Origin of the sequence: Pseudomonas sp. NFACC41-3, assembly GCF_900109505.1 — a bacterium.
Lineage (GTDB): Bacteria > Pseudomonadota > Gammaproteobacteria > Pseudomonadales > Pseudomonadaceae > Aquipseudomonas > Aquipseudomonas chlororaphis.
Genome location: NZ_FOAE01000007.1, coordinates 1 through 25,216 on the forward strand (window position 1 = coordinate 1; position 25,216 = coordinate 25,216).

At 61.0% G+C, this 25,216-nt stretch carries 25 protein-coding genes; 10 read left to right on the plus strand and 15 right to left on the minus strand.

Annotated features, from left to right (window positions below; genetic code table 11):
• Positions 1-335: 335 nt before the first annotated feature.
• The 6 genes from msrQ to BMY68_RS27770 form a co-directional block, all read right to left on the minus strand.
• Positions 336-959 (minus strand): protein-methionine-sulfoxide reductase heme-binding subunit MsrQ, encoded by a 624-nt coding sequence (msrQ, locus tag BMY68_RS27745; RefSeq protein ID WP_085534696.1) that lies wholly within the window; start codon positions 957-959, stop codon positions 336-338.
• Positions 959-1,972 (minus strand): protein-methionine-sulfoxide reductase catalytic subunit MsrP, encoded by a 1,014-nt coding sequence (gene msrP, locus BMY68_RS27750; RefSeq protein ID WP_085534695.1) that lies wholly within the window; start codon positions 1,970-1,972, stop codon positions 959-961. The genes msrQ and msrP overlap by 1 nt, the downstream gene beginning before the upstream one ends.
• A gap of 63 nt (positions 1,973-2,035) precedes the next feature.
• Positions 2,036-2,893, minus strand: a complete 858-nt coding sequence (gene pssA, locus BMY68_RS27755; protein WP_009045643.1) for a CDP-diacylglycerol--serine O-phosphatidyltransferase — start codon at positions 2,891-2,893, stop codon at positions 2,036-2,038.
• Between the two features lie 146 nt (positions 2,894-3,039).
• A complete protein-coding gene (ilvC, locus tag BMY68_RS27760; RefSeq protein WP_007924618.1) occupies positions 3,040-4,056 on the minus strand; it encodes a ketol-acid reductoisomerase in 1,017 nt (338 codons plus the stop codon).
• A 45-nt stretch (positions 4,057-4,101) separates the two neighbouring features.
• Entirely contained in the window at positions 4,102-4,593 is a 492-nt protein-coding gene (gene ilvN, locus BMY68_RS27765; RefSeq protein WP_007924620.1) for an acetolactate synthase small subunit, read from the minus strand.
• Positions 4,594-4,595: 2 nt separating this feature from the next.
• Positions 4,596-6,320: an acetolactate synthase 3 large subunit gene (locus BMY68_RS27770; RefSeq protein ID WP_007924621.1), complete on the minus strand. Its 1,725-nt coding sequence runs from the start codon at positions 6,318-6,320 to the stop codon at positions 4,596-4,598.
• Positions 6,321-6,723: 403 nt separating this feature from the next.
• On the opposite strand from BMY68_RS27770, the gene BMY68_RS27775 reads away from it, so the two are divergent.
• Positions 6,724-7,146 (plus strand): DUF4124 domain-containing protein, encoded by a 423-nt coding sequence (locus BMY68_RS27775; RefSeq protein WP_085534694.1) that lies wholly within the window; start codon positions 6,724-6,726, stop codon positions 7,144-7,146.
• Between the two features lie 18 nt (positions 7,147-7,164).
• Here the strand turns inward: BMY68_RS27775 and BMY68_RS27780 are convergent, their stop codons facing one another.
• Genes BMY68_RS27780 through mrcB form a run of 3 tightly spaced genes read right to left on the minus strand, consistent with a single transcriptional unit; the run spans position 7,165 to position 10,572 of the window.
• Positions 7,165-7,500 (minus strand): YqcC family protein, encoded by a 336-nt coding sequence (locus tag BMY68_RS27780; RefSeq protein WP_009045645.1) that lies wholly within the window; start codon positions 7,498-7,500, stop codon positions 7,165-7,167.
• Positions 7,500-8,231, minus strand: a complete 732-nt coding sequence (locus BMY68_RS27785) for a tetratricopeptide repeat protein (protein ID WP_007924627.1) — start codon at positions 8,229-8,231, stop codon at positions 7,500-7,502. The genes BMY68_RS27780 and BMY68_RS27785 overlap by 1 nt, the downstream gene beginning before the upstream one ends.
• A 16-nt stretch (positions 8,232-8,247) precedes the next feature.
• Positions 8,248-10,572, minus strand: a complete 2,325-nt coding sequence (gene mrcB / locus BMY68_RS27790; RefSeq protein WP_085534693.1) for a penicillin-binding protein 1B — start codon at positions 10,570-10,572, stop codon at positions 8,248-8,250.
• A 117-nt stretch (positions 10,573-10,689) separates the two neighbouring features.
• Between mrcB and BMY68_RS27795 the strand changes: the two genes are divergently transcribed.
• The 4 genes from BMY68_RS27795 to BMY68_RS27810 all read left to right on the plus strand — a co-directional run bounded on the left by BMY68_RS27795 (position 10,690) and on the right by BMY68_RS27810 (position 13,982).
• On the plus strand, positions 10,690-12,246 hold the full coding sequence (locus BMY68_RS27795) for a bifunctional aminoglycoside phosphotransferase/ATP-binding protein (protein WP_085534692.1): 1,557 nt from the start codon (positions 10,690-10,692) through the stop codon (positions 12,244-12,246).
• Between the two features lie 90 nt (positions 12,247-12,336).
• Entirely contained in the window at positions 12,337-12,681 is a 345-nt protein-coding gene (locus BMY68_RS27800; RefSeq protein ID WP_007924632.1) for a pentapeptide repeat-containing protein, read from the plus strand.
• A 212-nt stretch (positions 12,682-12,893) separates the two neighbouring features.
• A complete protein-coding gene (locus tag BMY68_RS27805; protein ID WP_007924634.1) occupies positions 12,894-13,166 on the plus strand; it encodes a TfoX/Sxy family protein in 273 nt (90 codons plus the stop codon).
• A 15-nt stretch (positions 13,167-13,181) separates the two neighbouring features.
• Complete coding sequence (locus tag BMY68_RS27810; protein WP_085534691.1) at positions 13,182-13,982, plus strand: Crp/Fnr family transcriptional regulator; 801 nt, start codon at positions 13,182-13,184, stop codon at positions 13,980-13,982.
• Between the two features lie 234 nt (positions 13,983-14,216).
• On the opposite strand, the gene BMY68_RS27815 is transcribed toward BMY68_RS27810, so the two are convergent.
• Genes BMY68_RS27815 through BMY68_RS27830 form a run of 4 tightly spaced genes read right to left on the minus strand, consistent with a single transcriptional unit; the run spans position 14,217 to position 17,790 of the window.
• Positions 14,217-15,080 carry a ChaN family lipoprotein gene (locus tag BMY68_RS27815; RefSeq protein WP_085534690.1) on the minus strand — a complete coding sequence of 288 codons (864 nt, stop codon included), beginning with the start codon at positions 15,078-15,080 and terminating at the stop codon, positions 14,217-14,219.
• Between the two features lie 21 nt (positions 15,081-15,101).
• Complete coding sequence (locus BMY68_RS27820; protein WP_085534689.1) at positions 15,102-15,869, minus strand: heme ABC transporter ATP-binding protein; 768 nt, start codon at positions 15,867-15,869, stop codon at positions 15,102-15,104.
• Complete coding sequence (locus tag BMY68_RS27825; RefSeq protein WP_175510724.1) at positions 15,869-16,852, minus strand: FecCD family ABC transporter permease; 984 nt, start codon at positions 16,850-16,852, stop codon at positions 15,869-15,871. The genes BMY68_RS27820 and BMY68_RS27825 overlap by 1 nt, the downstream gene beginning before the upstream one ends.
• Positions 16,853-16,902: 50 nt before the next feature.
• Positions 16,903-17,790, minus strand: a complete 888-nt coding sequence (locus BMY68_RS27830; protein ID WP_085534687.1) for a heme/hemin ABC transporter substrate-binding protein — start codon at positions 17,788-17,790, stop codon at positions 16,903-16,905.
• A gap of 214 nt (positions 17,791-18,004) precedes the next feature.
• Between BMY68_RS27830 and BMY68_RS27835 the strand changes: the two genes are divergently transcribed.
• Positions 18,005-18,322 carry a Rieske (2Fe-2S) protein gene (locus BMY68_RS27835; protein WP_085534686.1) on the plus strand — a complete coding sequence of 106 codons (318 nt, stop codon included), beginning with the start codon at positions 18,005-18,007 and terminating at the stop codon, positions 18,320-18,322.
• On the opposite strand, the gene sfsA is transcribed toward BMY68_RS27835, so the two are convergent.
• Both sfsA and BMY68_RS27845 read right to left on the minus strand, forming a co-directional pair.
• Positions 18,319-19,032: a DNA/RNA nuclease SfsA gene (gene sfsA / locus BMY68_RS27840; protein WP_062824580.1), complete on the minus strand. Its 714-nt coding sequence runs from the start codon at positions 19,030-19,032 to the stop codon at positions 18,319-18,321. The two genes, BMY68_RS27835 and sfsA, sit on opposite strands and share 4 nt — an antisense overlap.
• Entirely contained in the window at positions 19,032-20,204 is a 1,173-nt protein-coding gene (locus tag BMY68_RS27845) for a pyridoxal phosphate-dependent aminotransferase (RefSeq protein ID WP_085534685.1), read from the minus strand. The genes sfsA and BMY68_RS27845 overlap by 1 nt, the downstream gene beginning before the upstream one ends.
• A gap of 337 nt (positions 20,205-20,541) precedes the next feature.
• On the opposite strand from BMY68_RS27845, the gene dksA reads away from it, so the two are divergent.
• From dksA to BMY68_RS27865, 4 genes are all read left to right on the plus strand, one after another.
• Positions 20,542-20,982 carry an RNA polymerase-binding protein DksA gene (gene dksA / locus BMY68_RS27850; protein WP_007924645.1) on the plus strand — a complete coding sequence of 147 codons (441 nt, stop codon included), beginning with the start codon at positions 20,542-20,544 and terminating at the stop codon, positions 20,980-20,982.
• A 144-nt stretch (positions 20,983-21,126) separates the two neighbouring features.
• Complete coding sequence (gene gluQRS, locus BMY68_RS27855; protein WP_009045654.1) at positions 21,127-22,023, plus strand: tRNA glutamyl-Q(34) synthetase GluQRS; 897 nt, start codon at positions 21,127-21,129, stop codon at positions 22,021-22,023.
• A 77-nt stretch (positions 22,024-22,100) separates the two neighbouring features.
• Positions 22,101-22,277, plus strand: coding sequence for a hypothetical protein (locus BMY68_RS27860; RefSeq protein ID WP_003176118.1), 177 nt, complete (start codon positions 22,101-22,103; stop codon positions 22,275-22,277).
• The gene (locus BMY68_RS27865; RefSeq protein ID WP_009045655.1) at positions 22,261-25,215 is read left to right on the plus strand and encodes a sensor histidine kinase; all 2,955 of its coding nucleotides are present in this window, start codon (positions 22,261-22,263) and stop codon (positions 25,213-25,215) included. The genes BMY68_RS27860 and BMY68_RS27865 overlap by 17 nt, the downstream gene beginning before the upstream one ends.
• The last annotated feature ends 1 nt before the right edge of the window (position 25,216 follow it).

Here is a 25,216-nt window from a genome sequence, read left to right on the forward strand (position 1 = left end):
GCAGCCTCTGTATCTGTCAAGCGGTTATTTTAAGAAGTTTTCAAAGTTTCCTTTGCAACTTCAACCACTTGCGCTTCCGATCTCTCGTCAGCGGGAGGCGAATTCTACAGCGTTACACGCTGCTGTCAACACCTCTTTTTCTCCGCTTTCGACCGAGAAGATCGAACCGTTAACTCGGCGAAAACATACTGCCGAACCAACTCCTTCGGGCCTCGATGAACTGAAGCGTGACCGCTGTCGAAAACCGTGTAACTCGTTGAATCTCAAGGAGTTTTCCGTTTCGACTGCGCCGGAAGTGGGGCGAATTATAGACTTCCAGAATCTGCCGTCAACCCCTAATTACGCTTTTGTTGCAAAAGATGGTTTTTCCCCACTAAACGCGGGATTCGCCGTGTCACCGGCGGCACCCGCAGCAGTAACAACAACCCGCCAATAGAGGCGTAGATAGCCCACTCTTTAAGATCAGCCCGAACAATCCAGAGCATATGCAGCAAACCCAGCCCGAGAATGAGATACGCCATCCGATGCAACTTCTTCCAACGACTGCCTAGACGACGCTGGCTGTATCGATTGGAAGTCACCGCCAAGGCCAACAATCCGAGAAAACCCAGGCTCCCTACAATAATGTAGGGCCGCTTACGCAACTCCACGCCCAACTGCGACCAGTCGAGCCCGAGGATAAATACAGCGTAAGCACTTAAATGCAGCACTACATAAGCAAAGCACCACAAACCGAGCTGGCGTCGTACCGCGATCCATCCCGCCCATCCCGTGAGTTTCTGCAGGGGCGTCATACTCAGGGTGATCAGCAAAAAGATCAGTGTCCCCAGCCCCAACCGATCGACCAGTACCTTTCCCGGGTCGGGCCCGAGGGCGGAGGCCCAAGCCTGGTACAACCAAAGCAAAGGCCAGATAGCAGCAACGATGAAGACGCCAAGGCGCCAGAGTGGGTAGCGCATCAGTAATTCTTCCGCAGATCCAGGCCGGTATATAAAGAAGCGACTTCATCCGCGTAGCCATTGAACATCTGTGTCTCACGCACGTTGGGACTGAACAGGCCGCTAGGCAATCGACGTTCGCGTGCCTGAGTCCAGCGAGGATGATCAACCGTAGGATTCACGTTCGCGTAAAAACCGTACTCATTGGCAGCGATGCTTTGCCAGGTGGTTTTCGGCTGCTCCTCCACCAGACTGATGCGCACGATCGACTTGATGCTCTTGAAGCCGTACTTCCACGGCACCACTAAACGCAACGGCGCGCCATTCTGGTTAGGCAGCTCGCGGCCATACATCCCCACGGCAAGAATCGCCAAGGGATGCATCGCCTCATCCAGGCGCAGCCCTTCTACATAAGGCCAATCGATCAGGGCAAAACCCGAACGCTGGCCGGGCATGCTTTTAGGATCCTGAAGGGTTTCGAAGCGAATGAACTTGGCCTTGGAGGTTGGCTCGACCTGCTTGAGCAACTCGGAGATAGGGAAACCGATCCAGGGAATCACCATGGACCAGGCCTCGACACAACGCAGCCGGTAGATCCGCTCCTCCAACTGATAAGGCTTCATGAAGTCTTCCAGCGCATAACGCCCTGGCTTGCCCACCTCCCCGTCCACCACCACGCTCCAGGGCTCGGTTTTCAGCGCGCCGGCATTGGCAGCCGGGTCGCCCTTATCGGCACCGAACTCATAGAAGTTGTTGTAGTGGGTAGCATCCTTGAATGGAGTGATCGCCTCATCCTTGACGTTGACCGCCTGCCATTTGGTTTCCGGCAGTTTCTGCGCAAACCATGACGGCGCCTTGCCAGGTTCGACATCTGGATAGCGCCCAGCGTCTCCGGCACTGGCCCAACGCGGCAGCGCACTGGCAGCCAGGCCAGCAATGGCCCCACCCAACAGGCTACGGCGAGAGAAATAAAGAGATTCAGACGTGACGTCCGACTCTTTGCAGTCAGACGACTTGGGGATTTTGATCAACATGGCAACTCCGCAGTATTGGAGGACTGATGCACCAATAGACTGCGGAGTATGGGGGAAATTACATTAAGGCAACGTTTTGCGTCGACGAAGACGCAGCAGGTATTGCACTGGACCGGACGCCGCATAAGCGAGGAAAACCAACAGCAGAATCCGCGGCGGATCACTGAAGACCACGGCGAATACCAGAACCACGGCGAGAATCGCCACGAAAGGTACACGCCCCTTCAGATCCAGCTCCTTGAAGCTGTTGTACTTGATATTGCTGACCATCAGCATGCCGGCCGCCGCCACCATCAGCGCCACCAGGAACGACATCTTCGAACCCTGGATGCCGTAATCGCTGAACGCCCAGACAATACCAGCCACCACACCCGCCGCGGCCGGACTGGCCAGGCCGATGAAGTAACGCTTGTCGGCAGTCCCCACCTGGGTGTTGAAGCGAGCCAGACGCAACGCTGCGCCAGCTACATAGATGAAGGCGACCATCCAACCGACCTTACCCATGTCGCCCAACGCCCAACCGAATGCCAGCAAGGCAGGCGCAACGCCGAAGGCAACCATGTCGGACAGCGAGTCATACTCGGCGCCAAAAGCGCTCTGGGTATTGGTCATGCGGGCCACGCGCCCATCCAGACCATCGAGCACCATGGCGACAAAAATCGCGATGGCCGCGAACGCGAAATACTTGCTCGCTCCTGCCGCGTCCCCGGCGCTCAACGCGCTCTGGGCACTCATGGAATTGATGATCGAGTAGAAACCGGCGAACAGGTTCGCGGTGGTGAAGAGATTCGGCAGCAGATAGATACCACGATGCCGGACTTTACGGCCTTCAGCATCATGCCCTTCTTCGACATGCTCATCGATGGGTAGCAGGCTTTCGGCGTCAGAGGCCTGGTTTGGCTCTTCGGGACGTTCGCTCATGGACATTACCTTGCAACGGTGTGAAAAGTTTCGACGATACCCAGGGTCACGATTGGACCACAAAGGATCCAGCTTTATACCAGAACCTGTCTATCCAAACGAAAAAACGCGGCCTAGGCCGCGTTTTTCCCTGACAAGACTCGAACTTAGTTCTTGGCTTTGTCGACGATTTTGTTGGCACCGATCCACGGCATCATCGAGCGCAGTTGCTCACCGATGATTTCGATACCGTGAGCGGCGTTGTTACGACGCTTGGCAGTCATCGATGGGTAGCCGGTAGCACCTTCGCTGATGAACATCTTGGCGTACTCACCGTCCTGGATGCGCTTCAGGGCGTTGCGCATGGCCTGACGGGATTCGGCGTTGATCACTTCAGGGCCGGTCACGTACTCGCCGTATTCGGCGTTGTTGGAGATCGAGTAGTTCATGTTGGCGATACCGCCTTCGTACATGAGGTCAACGATCAGTTTCAGTTCGTGCAAGCACTCGAAGTAAGCCATTTCCGGCGCGTAGCCAGCTTCGACCAGGGTTTCGAAACCGGCCTTGACCAGCTCGACGGTACCGCCACACAGAACAGCCTGCTCGCCGAACAGGTCGGTTTCAGTCTCGTCCTTGAAGGTGGTTTCGATGATACCGGTACGGCCGCCGCCCACGCCTGCCGCGTAGGACAGAGCAACGTTCTTGGCGTTGCCGGAGGCGTCCTGGTAGATAGCGATCAGGTCAGGGATACCGCCGCCCTTGACGAACTCGGAACGTACGGTGTGGCCTGGGGCCTTCGGCGCGATCATGATCACGTCGAGGTCGGCACGCGGAACGACCTGGTTGTAGTGGATCGCGAAGCCGTGGGAGAAGGCCAAGGTGGCGCCCTTCTTGATGTTCGGCTCGATTTCGTTCTTGTACAGCTGGGACTGGAACTCGTCCGGGGTCAGGATCATGACCAGGTCGGCGCCGGCAACGGCCGCGGCTACGTCGGTCACTTTCAGGCCATGGGCTTCAGCCTTGGCAACGGTGGACGAACCTTTACGCAGGCCAACGGTGACATCAACGCCGGAGTCTTTCAGGTTGCACGCTTGAGCGTGGCCCTGGGAGCCGTAACCGATGATGGCAACTTTCTTGCCCTGGATGATCGAGAGGTCGCAGTCTTTATCGTAGAAAACTTTCATGAATTTCCCCTATATCAGGCCGTTCAGGCCGTTCGCTAATTTGAGTTAGATGCTGAGTACTTTATCGCCACGGGCAATGCCGGTGACGCCACTGCGTACGGTTTCCAGAATCGAGGCGGTGCCGATCGACTGGATGAAACTGTCGAGCTTGTCGCTGGTACCGGTCAATTGAACGGTATACACGCTGGCACTGACATCGACGATCTGCCCACGATAAATATCGGTGGTGCGCTTGACCTCGGCGCGCTGGGCGCCGGTGGCCTTGACCTTGACCAGCATCAGCTCGCGTTCGATGTGAGCGCTTTCCGACAGATCGACCAGCTTGACCACTTCAACCAGCTTGTTCAGGTTCTTGGTGATCTGCTCGATAATTTCATCGTGCCCCACGGTAGTCAGCGTCAGACGCGACAGGGTCGGGTCTTCGGTCGGCGCCACGGTCAGGCTTTCGATGTTGTAGTTGCGCTGCGAAAACAGGCCAACCACACGAGACAAGGCGCCCGGTTCGTTTTCCAGAAGCAAGGAGATAATGTGCCGCATGATTAAGTACGCTCCGTCTTGCTCAGCCACATATCGCGCATGGAGCCGTCTTTGATCTGCATCGGGTAGACGTGCTCGCTGGTATCGACCTGGATGTCGAGGAACACCAGGCGATCTTTCATGGCGAACGCTTCTTCCATCTTCGGCTTCAGATCCTTCAGGTCCGTGACGCGAATGCCCACGTGCCCATAGGCTTCGGCCAGCTTGACGAAATCAGGCAGCGATTCCATGTAGGAATGCGAGTGACGGCTACCGTAGTTCATGTCCTGCCACTGCCGCACCATACCCAGCGCACCGTTGTTCAGGTTGATGATCTTGACCGGCAGGTCGTACTGCAGGCAGGTCGACAGTTCCTGAATGTTCATCTGGATACTGCCCTCGCCCGTTACACAGGCAACGTCAGCATCAGGGAAACTCAGCTTGACGCCCATGGCCGCAGGGAAACCGAAGCCCATCGTGCCCAGGCCACCGGAGTTGATCCAGCGATTGGGTTTGTTGAACCGGTAGTACTGCGCCGCGAACATCTGGTGCTGACCCACGTCGGAGGTCACATAGGCGTCGCCCTTGGTCACTTCGCAGAGGGTCTCGATCACGGTCTGCGGCTTGATGATGCTGCCGTCGCCCTTGTCGTAAGGGAACAGGCCGCGATCACCGCGCCACTCCTCGATCTGCTTCCACCAACTGGCGACTGTATCCTTGTTCGGGGTTTCGCCGATTTCCTTGAGGGCCGCGACCATTTCGGTCAGGACGCTCTCTACCGGACCCACGATCGGCACGTCTGCCTTGATGGTCTTGGAGATGGACGCCGGGTCGATGTCGACATGGATGATCTTGGCGTTCGGGCAGAATTTCGCCGGGCCGTTGATAACACGGTCGTCGAAACGCGCGCCGACTGCCAGGATCACATCGGCATGGTGCATGGTCAGGTTGGCGGTGTAGCTGCCGTGCATGCCGAGCATGCCGACGAACTGACGATCGGTGCCAGGATAGGCACCCAAGCCCATCAGGGTATTGGTGACCGGCAGGTTGAGCATTTGTGCCAATTCGGTCAGCGGCGCGGAACCGCCACCGAGGATCACCCCGCCGCCTGCGTACAGCACAGGACGCTTGGCCGCCAGGAGCATTTCTGCCGCCTTGCGGATTTGCCCGGAGTGACCACGAACAGCTGGGCTGTAGGAGCGCAGCTTCGCTTTTTTAGGGAAAACGTATTCGAACTTTTCAGCCGGATTGGTCATGTCCTTAGGGACATCGACCACGACTGGACCCGGACGACCGGATTGCGCCAGGTAGAACGCCTTCTTCATGACTTCCGGGATTTCCGAAGCATGCTTGATCATGAAGCTGTGCTTCACGATCGGCCGGGAGATACCGATCATGTCGGTTTCCTGGAACGCGTCGGTACCAACCATGGTGCTAGGCACCTGACCGGAAATGATCACCATTGGAATGGAGTCCATATAGGCAGTGGCGATACCGGTGATGGCATTGGTCGCGCCAGGGCCGGAAGTCACCAGTACCACACCGGCCTTGCCGGTGGCACGGGCGTAGCCGTCAGCCATATGGGTAGCCGCTTGCTCGTGACGAACCAGGATGTGGGTCACTTCCGGTTCTTTGAACAGGGCATCGTAAACATGAAGGAGAGCACCACCCGGGTACCCATAGATATATTTGACGCCTTCGTCACGCAAAAAGCGGACGAGCATCTCACCGCCAGATAAAAGCTCCACGTTGTTCACCTCTAAAACGCCAGAATACCGCCCTCTTGAAAGGGGACGGGTCTTAATAGGTTTACTTCTCAGCAGAGCATGAGCGACGGTGGTCGCCGACTACGTCAGCACTGACTGAGCAAGTATTGGGAGTGCCCCAAGTGTTGCGGGGTTTTCCCACCCAGCGCGAGGTAACGCGTTGCGGGTGTAGCAGGTCGGCGCGGATGTGCGCCTCATGTTCTGCCGAGTGGGTCTGCTTCTGGCAGTCCCTCTACAGCGGACTTTGGATTCTTCTGTTTCGCCCTCTGCAAGTCAAGACGTCAATGTGCTTTATTCGAACTAAGCGCATGAGAACGCAAGAAAAAACCTGTAAACCGCGAGTGTCTGCGCTTCAATTGCGCAATCCTGGATAAGGAATTCAAAAATGCGAACCTTCGCCATGACCGCTGGACTGCTGCTCGCCATGAGCCTCCCGTGCCAGGCCGGCCAGATTTACAAATGGGTCGACGCCCAGGGAGTCACCCATTTCGACGCCCAGCCACCCCAAGGCGTGGGCAGCACTGCCATCACCCAGCCAAAAGCGCCGAAAGGTGCGAGCAGTACTCCGCCGCCCGACAAGCCGGGCCCTCAGCAACAAGTCATGGACAATCAGGTCAAGCAGCAGCTCGCCAGGCAGGAAGCCGAACGCAGGCGTTTTTGCACACAGGCACGGGCCAGCCTGGCGCAGTTGCAGAACAACCCGCGCCTGAGCGAGAACACAGAGAGGGGAGTGCGCCGCCTGACCGAGGAACAACGGCAGCAGCGCATTGCGGAAACACAGAAGGCGATAGACAACCACTGCCGCTAGGCAGTGGTTGCAGAAGGTTTAGCGGGCGCCGCCGATCAGTTGGTCAAACTCCTTGAGCAGGATCTGCAACTGATGGTCCCGGCCTTGCATCGAGCGACCGGCGAATACCACTTCGGCCATTTCCTGGATACCCGAGGCGTTGGGCAAAGGCAGATCCTGCTCAAGAATCGCCTTCATCCGCGGCAGGAAGATCCACTGCAGCCACTGCTCGAACTCCAGCGTATCCACGGCAAACGGCTCGACACTGGCCAGAGCTTCAGCACTCGGCGGGGTGTCATCCCACAGCCCTTGCAACCGCATCTCACGTTCGATCAACAGCAACTGATCGGCAATCTTTGGAAAACGTGCATCCATCAGAGCGACACCTTGGCTTTTTGCCGGGCCTGAGCGGCACCAGCGGCATCGCCCTGTTTCTCGCGTGCCTGGGCAATCAATGCCCACAGGCTGGCCTGCAGATCCGGACGACCGTTGGCGAAGCTCAGGCCGCGACGGGCAAACTGTTCAGCCTGCGGGGCATCGCCCTGGGCCATGCGTACCTGGGCCAGGCGATACAGCACCTGCGGCTCACGCGGCGCGACACGCTGGGCGCGCTCAAGACTGGAGGAAGCACCGTTCAGATCACCACTCGCCTGTTGCTGCTGAGCGGTGGTCAACAGGGCCAGCACTGGACCGTCCAGTTGCTCATCGGCGGATAGCCCGCCAGAGCTGGCCGAAGGCACCCCGCTCGGCGTCGGCGGCAAGCTGTAGCTGCCCTGATTGATCGGCGCGGACTGGATCGGTGCGGTATCGATAGGACCTGGGGTGATCGGGCCCGGGGTAATCGGCGCGCTGCTGATCGGCGCAGCAGTGGCCGCAGCCCCGCCCGGCACCATCACCACCACGCCCGAGTCCTGGGGAATACTTTGAGCCTGAGCTTGCGCAGGACGCTTGATGGTCGTCTGACGGAAGCCGCCATTGGCCGAAATGCGTTCGCTGTTGGACACCGCGGTACCGGAGTCCACCACCGGAATCGAGCCACGCTGCACGCTGGCGCAACCATTGAGCAAAGCCAGAGCTGTAATAGCTGGAATCCACCACTTGTTCACGTCAAACCCTCTTCGCTTAATTCATCCAGCCCTTGACCCAATCCATCACCGACTCGCCGGACGCCGGGCTTTCGCCACCGCATGCCGGACCGGGAGGAGGTTCGCTGCCGCGAATATACGGCATCTGTACCGCGCCCGGACAGTTGGCATCCGAGCCTTGCCCGGTCCGCGAGTCGACCCAGGCCTGCACCACGTTATCCGGTTGTGGCATATCCAATGGCAACGGGTCGGCCTTGCGCATGAAACTGGTCCAGACCTGCAGCGCACCGGTGGCGCCGGTGAACGGTGTCTTGCCGTTGTCATCACGCCCCAGCCAGACCACGGCCAGCAGATCCTGGCTGAAACCGGCGAACCAGCTGTCGCGGGAATCGTTACTGGTACCGGTCTTGCCCGCCAGCGCCAGGGAGCGCGGCAGCACGTTGTAGACCGAACTGCCGGTACCTTCGCGCATGACGCGCTGCATCGCGCTCTGGATCAGGTAGATCGAACCCGGGTCGAAACGTTGCTGGATCTGGAACGGATAACGCTTCAGCGGTTCGCCCTCAGCGGTCAGCACGCTACGGATCCCGCGCATCGGGGTATTGAAACCGCCGTTGGCCAGGGTCTGATACATGGTGGCGACTTCCATCGGGCTCAAGCCCCCCGCCCCCAGCAGCATCGAAGGGAACGCCGGGAACTCGCGGGTGACACCAAGGCGCCCCAGGGTTTTCAGCACATTCGGCACACCGACTTCCAGGCCCAGGCGCGCGGTCGACAGGTTATAGGAATGGGCCAGCCCCTGATAAAGGAAGACCGTGCCGTGGGAACGACGGTCGTAGTTCTGGGGTTTCCACACCTGTCCGTCGCCACCCTTCACCGAGAACGCCTCGTCGGAGAGCCAACTGGTCAGTGTGTATTGGCTGGGTTTCTCCAGCGCCGTCAGGTAAACCGCGGGCTTGATCAGGGAGCCGATCGGCCGCACCGCATCCAGCGCCCGGTTGAAACCGGCAAAACCGGCCTGGCGGCTGCCGATCATGGCCTGGACTTCGCCGGTTTCCGGGTTGGTCACCACCATTGCCGCTTCGACTTCATCCGATCCCTTGCGCCCGGCCAGGCGCTTGAAGGTATCCCCGACCGAAGCCTCGGCCTTCATCTGCAGAATCGGGTCGAAGCTGGTGAAGATCCGCAGGCCTTCCTCGGTCAAGTCTTCGTCGCGGTAATCCTCACGCAGCTGACGCTTCACCAGGTCCAGGAAGCCCGGGAACGAGCTGTCCGCCAGACTGCCGCGTTTGGTCACGCCCAAGGGCATTTTCTTCGCCGCTTCGACCTGCTCCGGCGTCGCCACACCCTGCTGCGCCAGTAGATCGAGCACCAGGTTACGCCGCTCCAGCGCGCGCTCCGGATAACGACGCGGGTTGTAATAGGACGGCCCCTTGACCATCCCCACCAGCAAGGCGATCTGATGCAACTTGAGTTCGGCCAGCGGCTGGCTGAAGAAGAACTGGCTGGCCAGGCCGAAACCGTGCACGGCACGCTGGCCATCCTGGCCGACGAAGACCTCGTTGAGGTACGCCTCGAGGATCTCGCGCTTGTCGTAATGCAGCTCAAGCAGCAGGGCCATCATCGCTTCGGTGAGCTTGCGGCTCAGGCTGCGTTCGTTGGTCAGGTAGAAGTTCTTGACCAACTGCTGGGTCAGGGTACTGCCGCCCTGGCGCATGGCGCCGGACGAGGTATTGACCCACACCGCCCGTGCGATCGACTTGGGCGACACGCCAAAGTGGCTGTAGAAATCCCGGTCCTCGACCGCCACCAGGGTTTCCAGCAGATAAGGAGGCACCTGATCGATCTTGATCAGGATCCGGTCTTCGAGATTCTTCGGATACAGGCCGCCGATCAGCAGCGGCTCCAGGCGTACCACAGCCAGTTTCGAGCCTTTGCTGCCTGACAGCTCGGCCACGTAGTCACCGGAAAAACGCACCCGCACCGGTTGCGCCTGCTCCATGCCTTCATAGAACTGGAAACCGCGGGTATTGAGTTCAACGGTGTTACCACTGACCGACGCAGCACCAGGGCCATTGACCACGCTTTCGCGGCGATAGCCGAGTGCGTCGAGTTCGGTGAGGAAATCGTCCTTGCTGAGCTTCTGTCCGACGAACAGCTCCAGCGGGCGCGCATAGACCTTGGCCGGAATGGTCCAGCGCTTGCCGGAGAATTTCTCCTGGACCACGGCGTCGAGATAAACCGCAAAGCCGGCGAGCACTACCAGAGCGACCAGACCGAGCTTCAAGGCCCAGCCCAGCCAGGGGCGCAGGCCACTAGACGGACGTTTTTTAGCGGAACGGGGGGATCGAGTACGAGTCATGGCGGCGGATTATACGCACTTTATTCATCGTCAACAGGAGCCGCCCGAGGTTTGCGTTAGCCCTGTCAGCGGCCATAATGACGCCCTTGAATTTTCCCCGACTCTGAAGGATCGCCTGTGAGCCAATCCCTGATCGCCGCCCTGCAAAACCCGGCCCTCTACCCGCATCCCGTAGACGGTTTCCAGGTCATCGAGACCCATATTTCCTGGGTCCTGCTCACCGGTCCCTATGCCTATAAGCTGAAAAAGCCGGTCAACTTCGGCTTTCTCGATTTCACCGGCCTTGAAGCGCGCGGGCACTTCTGCGGCGAAGAACTGCGTCTCAACCAGCGCCTGACCGATGATTTGTATCTGGAAGTGTTGCCGATCACCGGCAGCGCCGAAGCGCCGCAGATCGCGGGTGACGGCCCGGTTATCGAATACGCCCTGAAAATGCGCCAGTTTCCGCAAAGCCAGCTGCTCAGTACGCTGCAAGCCAATGGCGAACTGACCACCGCGCACATCGACGAAATGGCCCGGCAGATTGCCAGGTTCCACCTCGAAGCCCCGCGGGTTCCGGCAGCCCACGAAGCCGGCACCCCGGAAAGCGTCATGGAGCCGGTGCGTCAGAACTTCGAGCAGATCCGCCCATTCCTCAGCGACAAGGCCGACCTGCAACAGCTCGAAGCCCTGCAAGCCTGGGCCGAAAGCAGCTTCGAGCGCCTCAAGCCACTCCTTGCCCAGCGCAAGAGCGAAGGCTTCATCCGTGAATGCCACGGCGACATCCACCTGGGTAACGCAACGCTTATCGACGGCAAGGTGGTGATCTTCGATTGCATCGAGTTCAACGAGCCGTTTCGCTTCACTGACGTCTATGCCGACGCCGGTTTCCTCGCCATGGACCTGGAAGACCGCGGCCTGAAATGCCTGGCACGCCGCTTCATCAGCCAGTACCTGGAACAGACCGGTGACTATCAGGGCCTGGAGCTGTTGAATTTCTACAAAGCCTATCGCGCCCTGGTACGCGCCAAGGTCGCCCTGTTCAGCATGCCGGCCGACGCCAGTCCGATGCAGCGCGCCACGGCCCTGCGCCAGTACCGCAACTACGCCAACCTGGCAGAAAGCTACAGCACCATTCCATCGCGCTTCCTGGCGATTACTTCTGGCGTTTCCGCCGTTGGCAAAAGCCATGTGGCCATGCGTCTGGTGGAAGCCCTGGGCGCCGTTCGCCTGCGCTCCGATGTCGAGCGCAAACGTCTGTTCGGCGAGCAGCAGGTACAGAACGATCCGAATGCCGGCATTTATAATGCCCAAGCCAATACCGCGACCTATGACCGCCTGCATGAACTTGCCGGTATCGTCCTGCGCGCCGGTTTCCCGGTGGTCATCGATGCCACCTACCTCAAGCGCGACCAGCGTGATGCCGCGGCCAAGGTTGCCGAAGCGACCGGCACGCCTTGCCTGATCATCGACTGCAATGCCCCGCAGGCCGTCATTGCCAGCTGGCTGGCGCAACGCCAGGCCGATCGCAACGACCCGTCGGACGCGACCCTGGCCGTAATCGAACAGCAGCAAGCCAATCGCGAAGCCCTGAGCGCCGAGGAAGTGCTGCGCAGCAAGCGCGTCGAGACCAATGAAAGCGGGAGCCTCGACACCCTGGTCGCGAACATTCGCCAGCGTCTCCCAGGCTTGTAATCAACTATTTCAGCCGTGAAACCGCAAAGGCTTCACGGCTGAAAAATAGTGGCACTATACTGGCGTCATAATTCCAGCAGGTGACGCCCCATGAGTCAGCCCAAACTTCTCGATACTCCCCTTTACGCTTTGCTGCACAAAGACGACATCGACGGCTTTAACCGGGAGCGCCCGAAAGACCAGACTGTCGACATGCGCGGCGGCGATTTTCGTGGGCTCGACCTGCGTGAACTGAATGCCGACGGCATCGACTTCACCGACGCCTACTTCCGCTCTGCCGACCTGCGCGGCCTCGACCTGCGCAATTCCTCCATGGAAGGCGCCAGCCTGGCCCATGCGCAAATCTCCGGCGCCTACTTTCCGCCTGAACTGACTGCCGATGAAATCCTGATGTCCGTCAATTTCGGCACTCGCCTGCGCTACCGCACCAAGTAATCGCTCCTTTTTGCTCCGAGGTCCGGCGCTTTCTGCCTTACGCTGGACTTGGTCTTCTCCTTCCCCCTCTTCCCTCTGTTTCTGGCGTACTTTCCTCTGTCGCCTTAGAAGCTTTTGCGCCAAAACCGACCAAAGAACAGCGCTTTTCCTACTGAGCGCTACACTCCTTTGAGACTTGCCCACGCACCATTCGGCCGTCGCAAGGAGGCTTGATGAATGATGAATTGCAACACCTGAAGAACCTTGGCAAGACGTCGGCACAATGGCTGCATGCGGTGGGCATCCATAGCGCTTCGGACTTGCGCCGCCTGGGGGCGGTGGATGCCTATCGGGCCGTGCGGACCCGAGGGTTTCGAGCCTCGAAGGTGCTGTTGTACGCCATTGAAGGCGCACTGATGGATGTGCACTGGAATGACATTCCGGCAGAACGCAAGGAAGCACTCAACAAACAGCTGGATGCCATTTCTTCACGCCAAAAGAACTGACCTGGCAGGCTTTTTATGTATTTACTGGGGGAACAACCGGCTTACGCCGATGCCTTGATCAATCGGCTGCAGAGCATCCCGCGGCGCCTGCTGGAAGGCCTGCTGCCGTCCGGCGACGTGTTGGAGGTGGCCCCTTCCAAAGACCTCTCCAGCAGCCTTGCCGACAGCCAGTTGTTCCTGCTCGAAAGCGGCCAGGTACAAGCCAGCGTCGATGAGCGCCCACTGTTTTATCTGCATGAAGGCGATCTGCTCGGGCTGCGCCGAGGCGTGGACCTGCCGCACTGGCAACTCAGCAGCGAGCAGCCCTTGAGCCTGATCCCCTATCAGCGTTCCGCGGTGTTCCAGCATCTGTATGCCGACGAACAGCGTTCCGAACTGTTTCTACAGTACCTGATCGGACAAACCGCCCTGCTCTCCGATGCCGTTGCCCGCCTCAAGCAGCCCGAGTTGCGCAACAGCAACGGCTTTCAACGCGTGGCCAAGGGCGAAGTGCTGATTCACCAGGGCGACGACGCCGATCATGTGTTCGTCATTATCGAAGGGCACGCCGAAGCCTTTGTCGACGGACACAAGGTCGGAGATGTGCCCAAGGACGAGATCTTTGGTGCAATGGCCATTTTCACCGGGGAGAAACGCAACGCCAGCGTGATTGCCAGCGAGCCATCCACCCTGATGCTGATCCCCAAGAGCCAGTTTCTCAGCCTGACTCAGAGCAATCCACGTATCGCCCATAGCCTGATCGAAAGCATGGCGCGGCGAATCGACTTGTTGAACAAGGAAGTCAGCCGCCTGCACAGCCTGAGCGCCAACCTTTGAAGCCCCGCGTTTACAAGCAATCCAAACGAGCGTTTAGCGGAATTCGCAGAAACAGGAAAAACCTTGTTGACTTGGAAATGAGAATCGTTATGATTATCACAACTGGTCGCGAGATCAGTCGATAACCTGGAAGACCAGTGGTTCGGACTCTCAGATTATCTCCTCATCAGGCTAATCACGGTTATTTGACCCGGCTCTTGCCGGGTCTTTTTTTGTCCGGAAAAAGCCATCCGCTTACTGGCGCATCTGGGCGCAGTAATCCTTCTCCGGCAGCCGCGCGCTGTACCACACGTAATCCGCGCTTTGCGGCGGTACCTGCGTGCCCTTCTGCGCCAGCATCAGCACCACGGCGCCGTTCGATGCGTCGAGGTCCCGCAGGTGAACCGGTACCCCGACATCCTTGCGTGCATGAAAGGCCCCGGCAAACAGCAGCGCCGGCGTCGGTGCCGCCAGCAAGCGCTCGGCCATGCGTCGGTCGCGCTGCTGCTGAACCGCCAGCATCGCCGGCATCTGGCTTTCGGGCAGCAGGCCACAATGGGAATCACGAACTTGCTGCAGCAACTCATTGCGCACCAAGGCGGCATTCGAGTGCTCGCCACTCAAGGCTGGTGCCTGGCGATAGATGCCGCGAACTTCGGAGCTATCCAGATTGGCGGCCAGCAATGGATAAGGCTGGAGCAACGCATAGCGCACGACAGGTCCGTACAGCGCCCAGTCCCACCCCGGCGACCAGGCCAATGCACCTGGCAGATCATCGGGCAAGCCCTGCGCCGCCTTGTGCTCGCGGAGCGAATCGACCCGCGGCTGCTGGTCCGGCGTGAGCATTTCCAACAGCAGGCTGCCTTGCGCGCGCTGGGTCGCCATCGCCTGCAACAACCACAGCTGCAAGGCGTGATGCTCGGGGTGGTCATGCTGCTCGCCGACAATCACCCGCGGCGCCCGGGCCAGACGAATGACCAGCTCCTCTGGAGTCAGGAGCTTTCCACTGCGCAGATCCTGAATCGCCCCGCTTTCAGCCTGGACCGGAAGTTCAGGCATGACCGGCACGCCCTCACAGGCGCCCAGCAGCAACATACCCAGGATCAATAACACACGCATGTGGCGTCTCCGCGAATCGCCTCAGCGGGCGATGATCAAAGGATGGCCGCGCTCGGGGTGCGCCTGCACCAACACCTCCAGTCCGAACACCGCCTTGAGCGGTTCGGGCCGCAGCACCTGCGCCGGGCTGTCCAGCGAGTGAGGCCGCCCGCCTTCGAGCAGCAACAGGCGATCACAATATCGCGCGGCGAGGTTCAGATCATGCAAGATCACCAGGACCGCGACCCCACGATCGGCAAACTCGCGGATGGCCTGCAAAGTGACATGTTGATGCAAAGGGTCGAGGGCCGAGGTCGGCTCGTCGAGCAACAGGGTCTGGCCGACCGCGCCCGGCCACAGCTGCGCCAACACCCGGGCCAGATGCACACGCTGACGCTCGCCGCCCGACAAGGCCACATAGCTGCGACCGTGCAGGTGCCCGGCATCCGCCGCTTGCAGGGCCTGCATGACAATTTCGTCATCCCGCGCCCGGCCGCTTTGATAAGGCAGGCGCCCCAGGCCGACGACTTCTTCGACCCGGAAGGCGAACTCAAGCGTCGAACTTTGCGGCAACACCGCCAGCCTTTGCGCCTTTTGCCCGCCGTCCCACCTGGAGAGCTCACGCTGATCCAGCCAGACCAGACCCTGATCGGGTTTCAGCTCGCCGCACAAGGCCGCCAGCAAGGTGCTTTTGCCCGCGCCATTGGGCCCCAGCACTCCCAGCACTTCACCGGGCTTGAGCTCAAGGTCGATCCCTTCCAGCACGGTTTTCCTGCCACGGCGCACCGCCAGATTTTCTGCTCGCAGCATCAGGCGCGCCCTCGCAATAACAAAAACAGAAAGAATGGCGCACCGATAAAGGCCGTCACGATGCCGATGGGCAACTCCGCAGGCGCCAGCGCCAGGCGCGCCACCAGATCCGCCAGCAACAGCAGGCTGGCGCCGGCCAGTATCGACGCCGGCAACAAGGTCCGGTGGTCAGGTCCCGCCAGCAGTCGCACCAGATGGGGTACCACCAGCCCGACAAAGCCGATCAGCCCGGCAGCGGCGACAGCCGCGCCGACCCCCAGCGCGGTACAGAACACCAGCTCACGCTTCAGCCGTTCGACATCGATCCCCAGATGACCGGCTTCAGATTCACCCAGCAACAAGGCATTCAAGGCCCTGGCCCGGCGTGGCAGCCACAATGCCACGGCCGCGCTGATCAACAGCAGCGGCCACAACCTCGAATAACTGGCGCCGTTGAGACTGCCCAGGTTCCAGAACGTCAGGGTGCGCAGGGTCGCGTCGTCGGCCAGGTAGGTGAACAGGCCCACCGCCGAGCTGGCCAATGCCGTCAACGCAATCCCGGCCAACAGCATGGTCGCCACATGGGTCTGGCCGTTGCGCCGCCCCAGGCGGTAGACCAGCCACGCCACCACCAACCCACCGAGGAAGGCACAGAACGACAGCAGGTATGGACCAATCGCTTCCGGCACCCCACCCAGCAACGAACCACCGACGATGGCAAAGGCCGCGCCCAGCGCCGCGCCACTGGAGACGCCTACCAGCCCCGGATCAGCCAGGGGATTGCGAAACAGCCCCTGCATCGCCACGCCGGACAGGGCCAGGACGCCCCCTACGGCCAGCCCCAGCAAGGTGCGTGGCAGGCGAATCTGCCCGAGGATCAGTTCGGCCTGCTCCAGCCCCTGCCCTGAAATAGGCAGGCCCAGCAAACGCAGGGCGGCACGCAGGGTATCGAGCAACGGCAGGCTGACCGGCCCGAGCGCCAGGGACAGCCAGATCGCCAACAGACACAGCAGGCTCAGGCCAATGAACAACGTGCGGGGTTTAAGCAAAGGGGTCATTGGGCGGTGCTGGCCTGGCCCGACTCGGCTGGATAGAAACCAGCCGACAGCCTTTTCAGGCTCTGTGGCAAGCGCGGCCCCAGGCCTCCCACCAGCAAGGTCGGATCAATCTCGAAGACCCGGCCGGCCTTGGCTGCGCCGCTGGAGGCGAGAATCGGGTTCTCCTTGAACAGCGCGGCGCGGGCCGCCTCACCACTCAGGCTGCGATCGGCAAACACCAGCACCTCGGGGTTGAGTTCGGCCAACGACTCATTGGAAAAGGGCTTGTAACCCGTGTGGGTCGCAAGATTGCGTCCGCCCGCCTGCTGCAGCAGCCAGTCGGCGGCAGTGTCCTTACCGGCAATCAGAGGTTTGCCACCCGCATGCCCGAGCAACAGCAGCACACCTGGCGCGGCCTGTTTCTTCTGGGCCTGGCCGACCCAGGCCCGCTGCTGCTCCAACTGCTGCTGGTATTGCTCGAACAGCTGCGTCGCCTTGTCTTCGCTACCCAGCAGCTTGCCCAGATGCTGCAGGTTGCCCCGCAGGGTCGGCAGGTCGGCCTGGGCCGAGAACAGCTCGACCTGCACCCCGGCACCGCGCACCTGCGAGAGCACTGGCGGCGGCCCCATCTCTTCAGTACCCACCAGAATCTGCGGGCGCAGGCTGAGAATGCCTTCCGCCGACAACTGACGCTGATAACCGATACTCGGCAGGCTCTTCAGGGATTCGGGATGCTGGCTGGTGGTGTCCACGCCCACCAACTTCGATTCGGCGCCCAGCGCGCTCACCCATTCGGACAAGGCGCCTCCAGCACTCACCCAGCGTTGTGGTAGCTCGGCCGCCGCAGCGGCATGACTGGCCAGAAGTCCGACACAGAGCGCGATTGCGCAGGCACTCGAACGCATAAAGGTATTTCCTTCAGAGAGTGGGCCCACGGAAACCGCCGTACATGTGACATGCCCTGCAACCCAGGCATCGAAATGAGCAAGCGCCCCACAGGCGAAGCGGCCATTTGATAATTGTTTGCATTTGACCGTCAAGCACAGACATGTTTCACCAAGCGCCCACAGGAAAACTGTGACAGCCTGAGCCCAGAGCCGTTGGTTACCGAGGATAGACATGAAGTTTCTTTGCCCCCCCGGCGATCTGCCAGAGGCTTCCAGCCGAGGTTTCAACCTTGAAGGCCAACCGCTTTTTGCAGTGCGCCGTGATCGACAAGTCTACGTCTACACCAATCGATGCCCCCATCGCGGGGTCGCTCTGGAGTGGCAACCCGACCAATTCCTCGATCCCAGCTCCAGCCTGATTCAGTGCGCCACCCACGGTGCGCTGTTTCTGATCGAAAACGGTGAATGCGTCGCCGGCCCCTGTGCCGGGCAATCCCTGACGGCCATCCCCTGCCGGGAAGACAGCCAAGGCATCTGGGTTCAGCTTTAGCCGTTGAGCAATACGTCCAGACGACGGTCGATGCACACTTCCTCGGCGGTCAAGCGTACCCCATAGGCCAGTACTTCAACCCCGGACGCCACCGCCTCGCGCAGCGCCGCGGCATAACCGGGGTCGATCTCTTCGGCCGGTCGCACCGCTTCGACACCCGACAGGTTGACGCAATACAACTGCACCGCCCGAATACCGTCACGCGCCAGACAGGCCAATTCTCGCAAATGCTTGGCGCCACGCTGGGTCACCGCATCCGGGAAGGCCGCGACCGCGGAGCCGTCGAAGCCCAGGGTGACGCTTTTGACCTCGACGAAAGCCGGTCCGCCCAGATAGTCCAGGCGGAAGTCGATACGGCTGTTTTCCTGGCCATAGGGCACTTCCCGCTTGAGGGCGGTAAAACCGTTCAACTCAGCGATCACCCCGGCGTGCAAGGCTTCTTCCACCAGCGTGTTGGCCCGCGCCGTATTGACGCAAGCCAGCCGCCCCTGGGGCGTTTCGCTGATTTCCCAGGTCCCGGGCAATTTGCGCTTGGGGTCATTGGAACGGCTGAACCAGACCTGCCCGCCCTCGACCATGCAATTGAACATGGAACCGGTGTTGGGACAGTGAATGGTCAGCAACTCGCCGCCAATGGTCTCGATATCGGCGAGAAAACGCTTGTAACGACGGACCAGGCGACCTTCTTCGAGGGGGGGATGAAAACGCATCAGCCTTGCCAGCTCCGCAGGCCACGGGCAATCCGCTCCACCGCTTCTTGCAGGCGCGACAGGCTCTGGGTGTAGGCGAACCGGACATGGTGTCCGGCCTGATGGCGACCGAAATCCAGCCCTGGGGTAAAGGCAATATGCTCGGTCTCGAGGAAATGCCGGCAGAAGGCAAAGGCATCGCCGCCGAAGGCGCTGATATCGGCATACAGGTAGAACGCCCCTTCCGGCTCTACCGCAATGCCAAAACCCAACTCGCGCAGGGCTGGCAGAAGGAAGTCGCGGCGCCGCTGAAACTCGTTGCGACGCTCTTCGAGAATACTGATGGTGTCTGGCTCGAAGCAGGCCAGCGCAGCGTACTGGGCCATGCTCGGGGCACTGATGTAGAGGTTCTGCGCCAGCTTCTCCAACTCGCCGACCGCCGCCTGCGGCGCCACCAGCCAGCCCAGGCGCCAGCCGGTCATGCCGAAATATTTGGAAAAGCTATTAAGGACAAAGGCGCTGTCATCGACTTCCAGCACGCTGGCGGCATCGCAGCCGTAGGTCAGGCCGTGGTAGATCTCGTCCACCACCAGATGACCGTTACGCGCCTTCACCGCGGCCGACAGGCCCGCCAGCTCGTCACGGGTGAGCAAGGTTCCGGTGGGGTTGGCCGGCGATGCCACCAGGGCGCCGACGCTGTCCTGATCCCAATAACGCTCCACCAGATCCGGTGTCAGCTGATAACGCACGTCCGGACCGACCGGCACCAGTTGCGCCGCGCCTTCCACCAGGCGCAGGAAGTGCCGGTTGCAGGGGTAGCCTGGGTCCGCCAGCAGCCAGTGCTTGCCGGGGTCGACCAGCAAGCTGCTGGTCAGCAGCAGCGCGCCGGAACCACCGGGCGTGATCATGATGCGCTCGGGGTCGATGTCCAGCCCGTAACGCTGCCGATAGAATCCGGCGATGGCCGTGCGCAGCTCGGGAATCCCGCGGGCGGCGGTGTAGCGGGTCCTGCCTGCCTCCAGCGCGGCCTGCCCGGCCTTGATGATCGGCTCAGCCGTGGTGAAGTCCGGTTCACCGATTTCCAGGTGAATCACATCGTGCCCGGCCGCTTGCAGCTCATTGGCACGGGCCAGCAGGGCCATCACGTGGAAAGGTTCGATAGCGCGGCTGCGCGCACTGTAGGGCTGAGCCATTAGCCTTCCTTCATTGAAGTGAGCAAAAAAACGATTCTACCCAACCCCGGGGACAAGGGAGAGCCCAAAGCCTTTGGGCCCCGCCATCCAACCCAATTAAAGAAGACCGACAACAGGCCCAGGCTTGGCTAAAATCATTAATTGACCAGGCCCCCGAACAGACCAGGCCAGGCGGCATCGACCTTTGCAAGCGCCGCGGGACGCGGGCTCGACAACCGGGAGTAGCGCCGTCCGATTTGATCTGGTAAGTTCGCCCGCTTGCAGTCGCAGGGCCGGCATGTGTCGGTGATGGAGCAATCCTGCGCAATGGATTACATGAGTAGAGGCGGTCCATTTCATGCCCACCCAAGCAAAGCAACAGAATCAATCGATCAGCGGCTTCGAGCCTTATGTTGAAACCGCAGGCGAAGAGTACATGGGCAAGCCCATGCGCGAGCACTTCACCAAGATCCTGAACAAGTGGAAACAGGACTTGATGCAGGAAGTCGATCGCACTGTTGATCACATGAAAGACGAAGCAGCCAACTTCCCCGATCCGGCCGACCGTGCCAGCCAGGAGGAAGAATTCAGCCTGGAACTGCGCGCCCGCGACCGTGAGCGCAAGCTGATCAAGAAGATCGACAAGACGCTGCAACTGATCGAAGACGAAGAATACGGCTGGTGCGAATCCTGCGGCGTCGAGATCGGTATTCGCCGCCTGGAAGCCCGCCCTACCGCCGACATGTGTGTCGACTGCAAGACCCTGGCGGAAATCAAGGAAAAACAAGTCGGCAAATAATCGCTGGCTTGAATGAAAAACGGAGCGTGCGAACGCTCCGTTTTTGTTTCTGCCGCCTTCCCCCTGTAGGAGCGAGCTTGCTCGCGATGGCAATCCGCCAGACGCCATCGTCACCTTGGGACCGAACGAAGTAACATCCTCTCCATGACTGTCTCTCACGCCTCTTCCTACATCGGGCGCTTTGCCCCAACCCCCAGCGGGCACTTGCATTTCGGCTCGCTGGTCGCCGCCCTGGCCTCCTACCTCGATGCCCGCGCCGTCGGCGGCCGCTGGTTGTTGCGCATGGAAGACCTCGATCCACCCCGGGAAGAGCCCGGCGCCCAGGCGGCCATTCTCAAGGCCCTGGAAAGCTACGGCTTCGAGTGGGACGGCGAAATGGTCCGCCAGAGCGAGCGGCACGCGGCCTACGCCGAAGTCCTCAACCGCCTGTTCAACCAGGGCCTGGCTTACGCCTGCACCTGCTCGCGCAAGCAGCTGGAACCCTACCACGGCATTTATCCGGGCCTGTGCCGCAATGCCGGACATGGCCAGGAAGATGGCGCCATCCGCTTGCGCGTACCGGAGCTGGAATATCGTTTCACCGATCGGGTCCAGGGCGAATTCCGCCAGCACCTGGGACGGGATGTGGGCGACTTCGTGATCCGCCGCCGCGACGGCCTCTACGCCTATCAACTGGCGGTGGTGCTCGACGACGCCTGGCAAGGGGTGACCGATATCGTCCGCGGCGCCGATCTGCTGGACTCCACCCCGCGCCAGCTGTACCTGCAGGAGCTGCTCGGCCTGCCGCAGCCGCGCTACCTGCATGTGCCGCTGATCACCCAGCCGGATGGGCATAAACTGGGCAAGTCCTACCGCTCCCCGCCGCTGGCCGCGGACCAGGCCACCCCGCTGCTGTTGCGTGCCCTGCGCGCCCTGGGGCAGAAAACCGACAGCGAAATGGCCCATGCCAGCCCTCGGGAAGTGCTGAGTTGGGGCATCGAACACTGGGATGCTTTACTGATCCCACGCACACTGAGCGTGCCCGAAGCGCAAATCCGCTGACGCCCCTTGCAGGTTGGCGCCCATCCGTTACCATCGCCGCACGTTTTCGGGCACGCACACAATAAAGAGAGGCCGAGATGTACATCTATCGCTTGGTCCTGCTGCTGGTAGTGGGGATCTATCTGTTCTCCCCCGCCATCATGGATTGGTGGATCGATGCTACGGGCGCCTGGTATCGCCCGTATCTGCTCTGGCTGATCCTGATCGTCGTGACCTTCATCCTGCAGAGCCAAAAAGATGCCGATGAGCTTTAGCCTGACCCAGATGATCCTGATCAGCGCCGCGTACCTGCTGGTGCTGTTCGGGGTGGCCTGGATCAGCGAACGCGGCATGATCCCGCGCTCGATCATCCGCCACCCGCTGACCTACACCCTGTCCCTCGGGGTCTACGCCAGCGCCTGGGCCTTTTATGGCACGGTCGGCCTTGCCTATCAGTACGGCTACGGTTTCCTTTCCAGTTATCTCGGGGTTTCCGGCGCCTTCCTGCTGGCGCCGGTGCTGCTTTACCCGATCCTGAAAATCACCCGCACCTACCAACTGTCGTCGCTGGCCGACCTGTTCGCCTTCCGTTTTCGCAGCACCTGGGCCGGCGCGCTGACCACGGTGATCATGCTGGTCGGGGTATTGCCGCTGCTGGCCCTGCAGATCCAGGCAGTCGCGGACTCCATCGGTATCCTCACCCGCGAGCCGGTGCAGCACCGGGTGGCCCTGAGTTTCTGCGCGCTGATCACCCTGTTCACCATCTTCTTCGGCTCCCGGCACATCGCCACCCGGGAAAAACACGAAGGCCTGGTGTTCGCCATCGCCTTCGAGTCGGTGATCAAGCTGATCGCCATCGGCGGCGTCGGTCTCTATGCCCTGTACGGTGTATTCGATGGCCCGCAACAGCTGGAGCTCTGGCTGCTGCAGAACCAGACTGCCCTCGCCGCCCTGCACACGCCATTGCAGGAAGGGCCGTGGCGCACCCTGCTGCTGGTGTTCTTCGCCTCGGCGATCGTGATGCCGCACATGTACCACATGACCTTCACCGAAAACCTCAACCCGCGCTCGCTGGTCAGCGCCAGCTGGGGCCTGCCGCTGTTCCTGTTGCTGATGAGCCTGGCGGTGCCGCTGATCCTCTGGGCCGGCTTGAAACTGGGCGCCACCACCAATCCCGAATACTTCACCCTCGGCATCGGCATCGCCGCCAACAAACCGGCATTGGCCTTGATGGCCTATATCGGTGGGCTTTCCGCCGCCAGCGGCCTGATCATCGTCACCACCCTGGCGCTGTCGGGGATGGCCCTCAACCATCTGGTGCTGCCGCTGTATCAGCCACCGGCCGAAGGCAACATCTACCGCTGGCTGAAATGGACCCGCCGCGCGCTGATCGTGGCCATCATCATGGCCGGCTATGCCTTCTACCTGTTGCTGGGGGCCGAACAGGACCTGGCCAACCTCGGCATCGTGGCCTTTGTCGCGACCCTGCAGTTCCTCCCTGGCGTACTCTCGGTGCTGTACTGGCCGACTGCCAACCGGCGCGGCTTTATCGCCGGGTTGATGGCCGGGACGCTGGTGTGGCTGGTGACCATGTTGCTGCCGCTGATCGGCAACTTGCAGGGCTTCTATATACCGCTACTGAACATGATCTATGTGCTGGACGACACCAGCTGGCACATGGCGGCCATCGCCTCGCTGGCCGCCAACGTCCTGATGTTCACCCTGATTTCGCTGTTCACCAACGCCAGCTCCGAAGAAGCCAGCGCCGCCGAAGCCTGCGCGGTGGACAACGTGCGCCGGCCGCAACGTCGCGAACTGCATGCCGCTTCGCCCCAGGAGTTCGCCACCCAGCTGGCCAAGCCCCTGGGTGCCAAGGCCGCGCAGAAGGAAGTCGAGCAGGCGCTGCGCGACCTCTACCTGCCCTTCGACGAGCGCCGCCCCTATGCCCTGCGCCGCTTGCGCGACCGTATCGAGGCCAATCTGTCCGGCCTGATGGGCCCCAGCGTGGCCCAGGACATGGTGGAAACCTTCCTGCCCTACAAGGCCGGCGGCGAAAACTATGTGACCGAAGACATTCACTTCATCGAAAGCCGGCTCGAGGACTACCACTCGCGCCTGACCGGCCTGGCCGCCGAGCTCGACGCCTTGCGCCGCTACCACCGCCAGACCCTGCAGGAACTGCCGATGGGTGTCTGCTCCCTGGCCAAGGACCAGGAAATCCTCATGTGGAACAAGGCCATGGAGGAACTGACCAGCATTCCGGCGCAGCATGTGGTCGGTTCGCGCCTGAGCACCATCGCCGATCCCTGGAGAGAGCTGCTGCAAGGCTTCATCAACATCCCCGATGAACATCTGCATAAACAGCACCTGGCCCTCGACGGCCAGACCCGCTGGCTGAACCTGCACAAGGCCGCCATCGACGAACCCCTGGCCCCGGGCAACAGCGGCCTGGTGCTGCTGGTGGAAGACCTGACCGAAACCCAGATGCTCGAAGACAAGCTGGTGCATTCCGAGCGGCTGGCCAGCATCGGCCGCCTGGCCGCCGGCGTGGCCCACGAAATCGGCAACCCGATCACCGGTATCGCCTGCCTGGCGCAGAACCTGCGCGAAGAGCGCGAAGAAGACGGCGAACTCACCGAAATCAGCGGCCAGATCCTCGAACAGACCAAGCGCGTGTCGCGCATCGTCCAGTCGCTGATGAGCTTCGCCCACGCCGGCAGCCACCAGCACAACGACGAAGCCGTGTGCCTGGCCGAGGTGGCGCAGGACGCCATTGGTCTGCTGGCGCTGAACCGGCGCAACTTCGAAGTGCAATTCTTCAACCTGTGCGATCCGGACCACTGGGTCGACGGCGACCCGCAGCGGCTCGCCCAGGTACTGATCAACCTGCTATCCAATGCCCGCGACGCCTCACCGGCGGGCAGCGCGGTACGGGTCAAAAGCGAGGCCGGCGAACACACGATCGACCTGATCGTCGAAGACGAAGGCAGCGGCATCCCGTCGAGCATCATGGATCGACTGTTCGAACCCTTCTTCACCACCAAGGATCCTGGCGAGGGCACCGGACTGGGCCTTGCACTGGTCTATTCCATCGTTGAAGAGCATTATGGACAAATCACCATCGACAGCCCGGCTGACACCGAAAGCCAACGCGGCACCCGTATCCGGGTGACTTTACCGCGTCATGTCGAAGCGACGTCCGCTGTGAACTGAG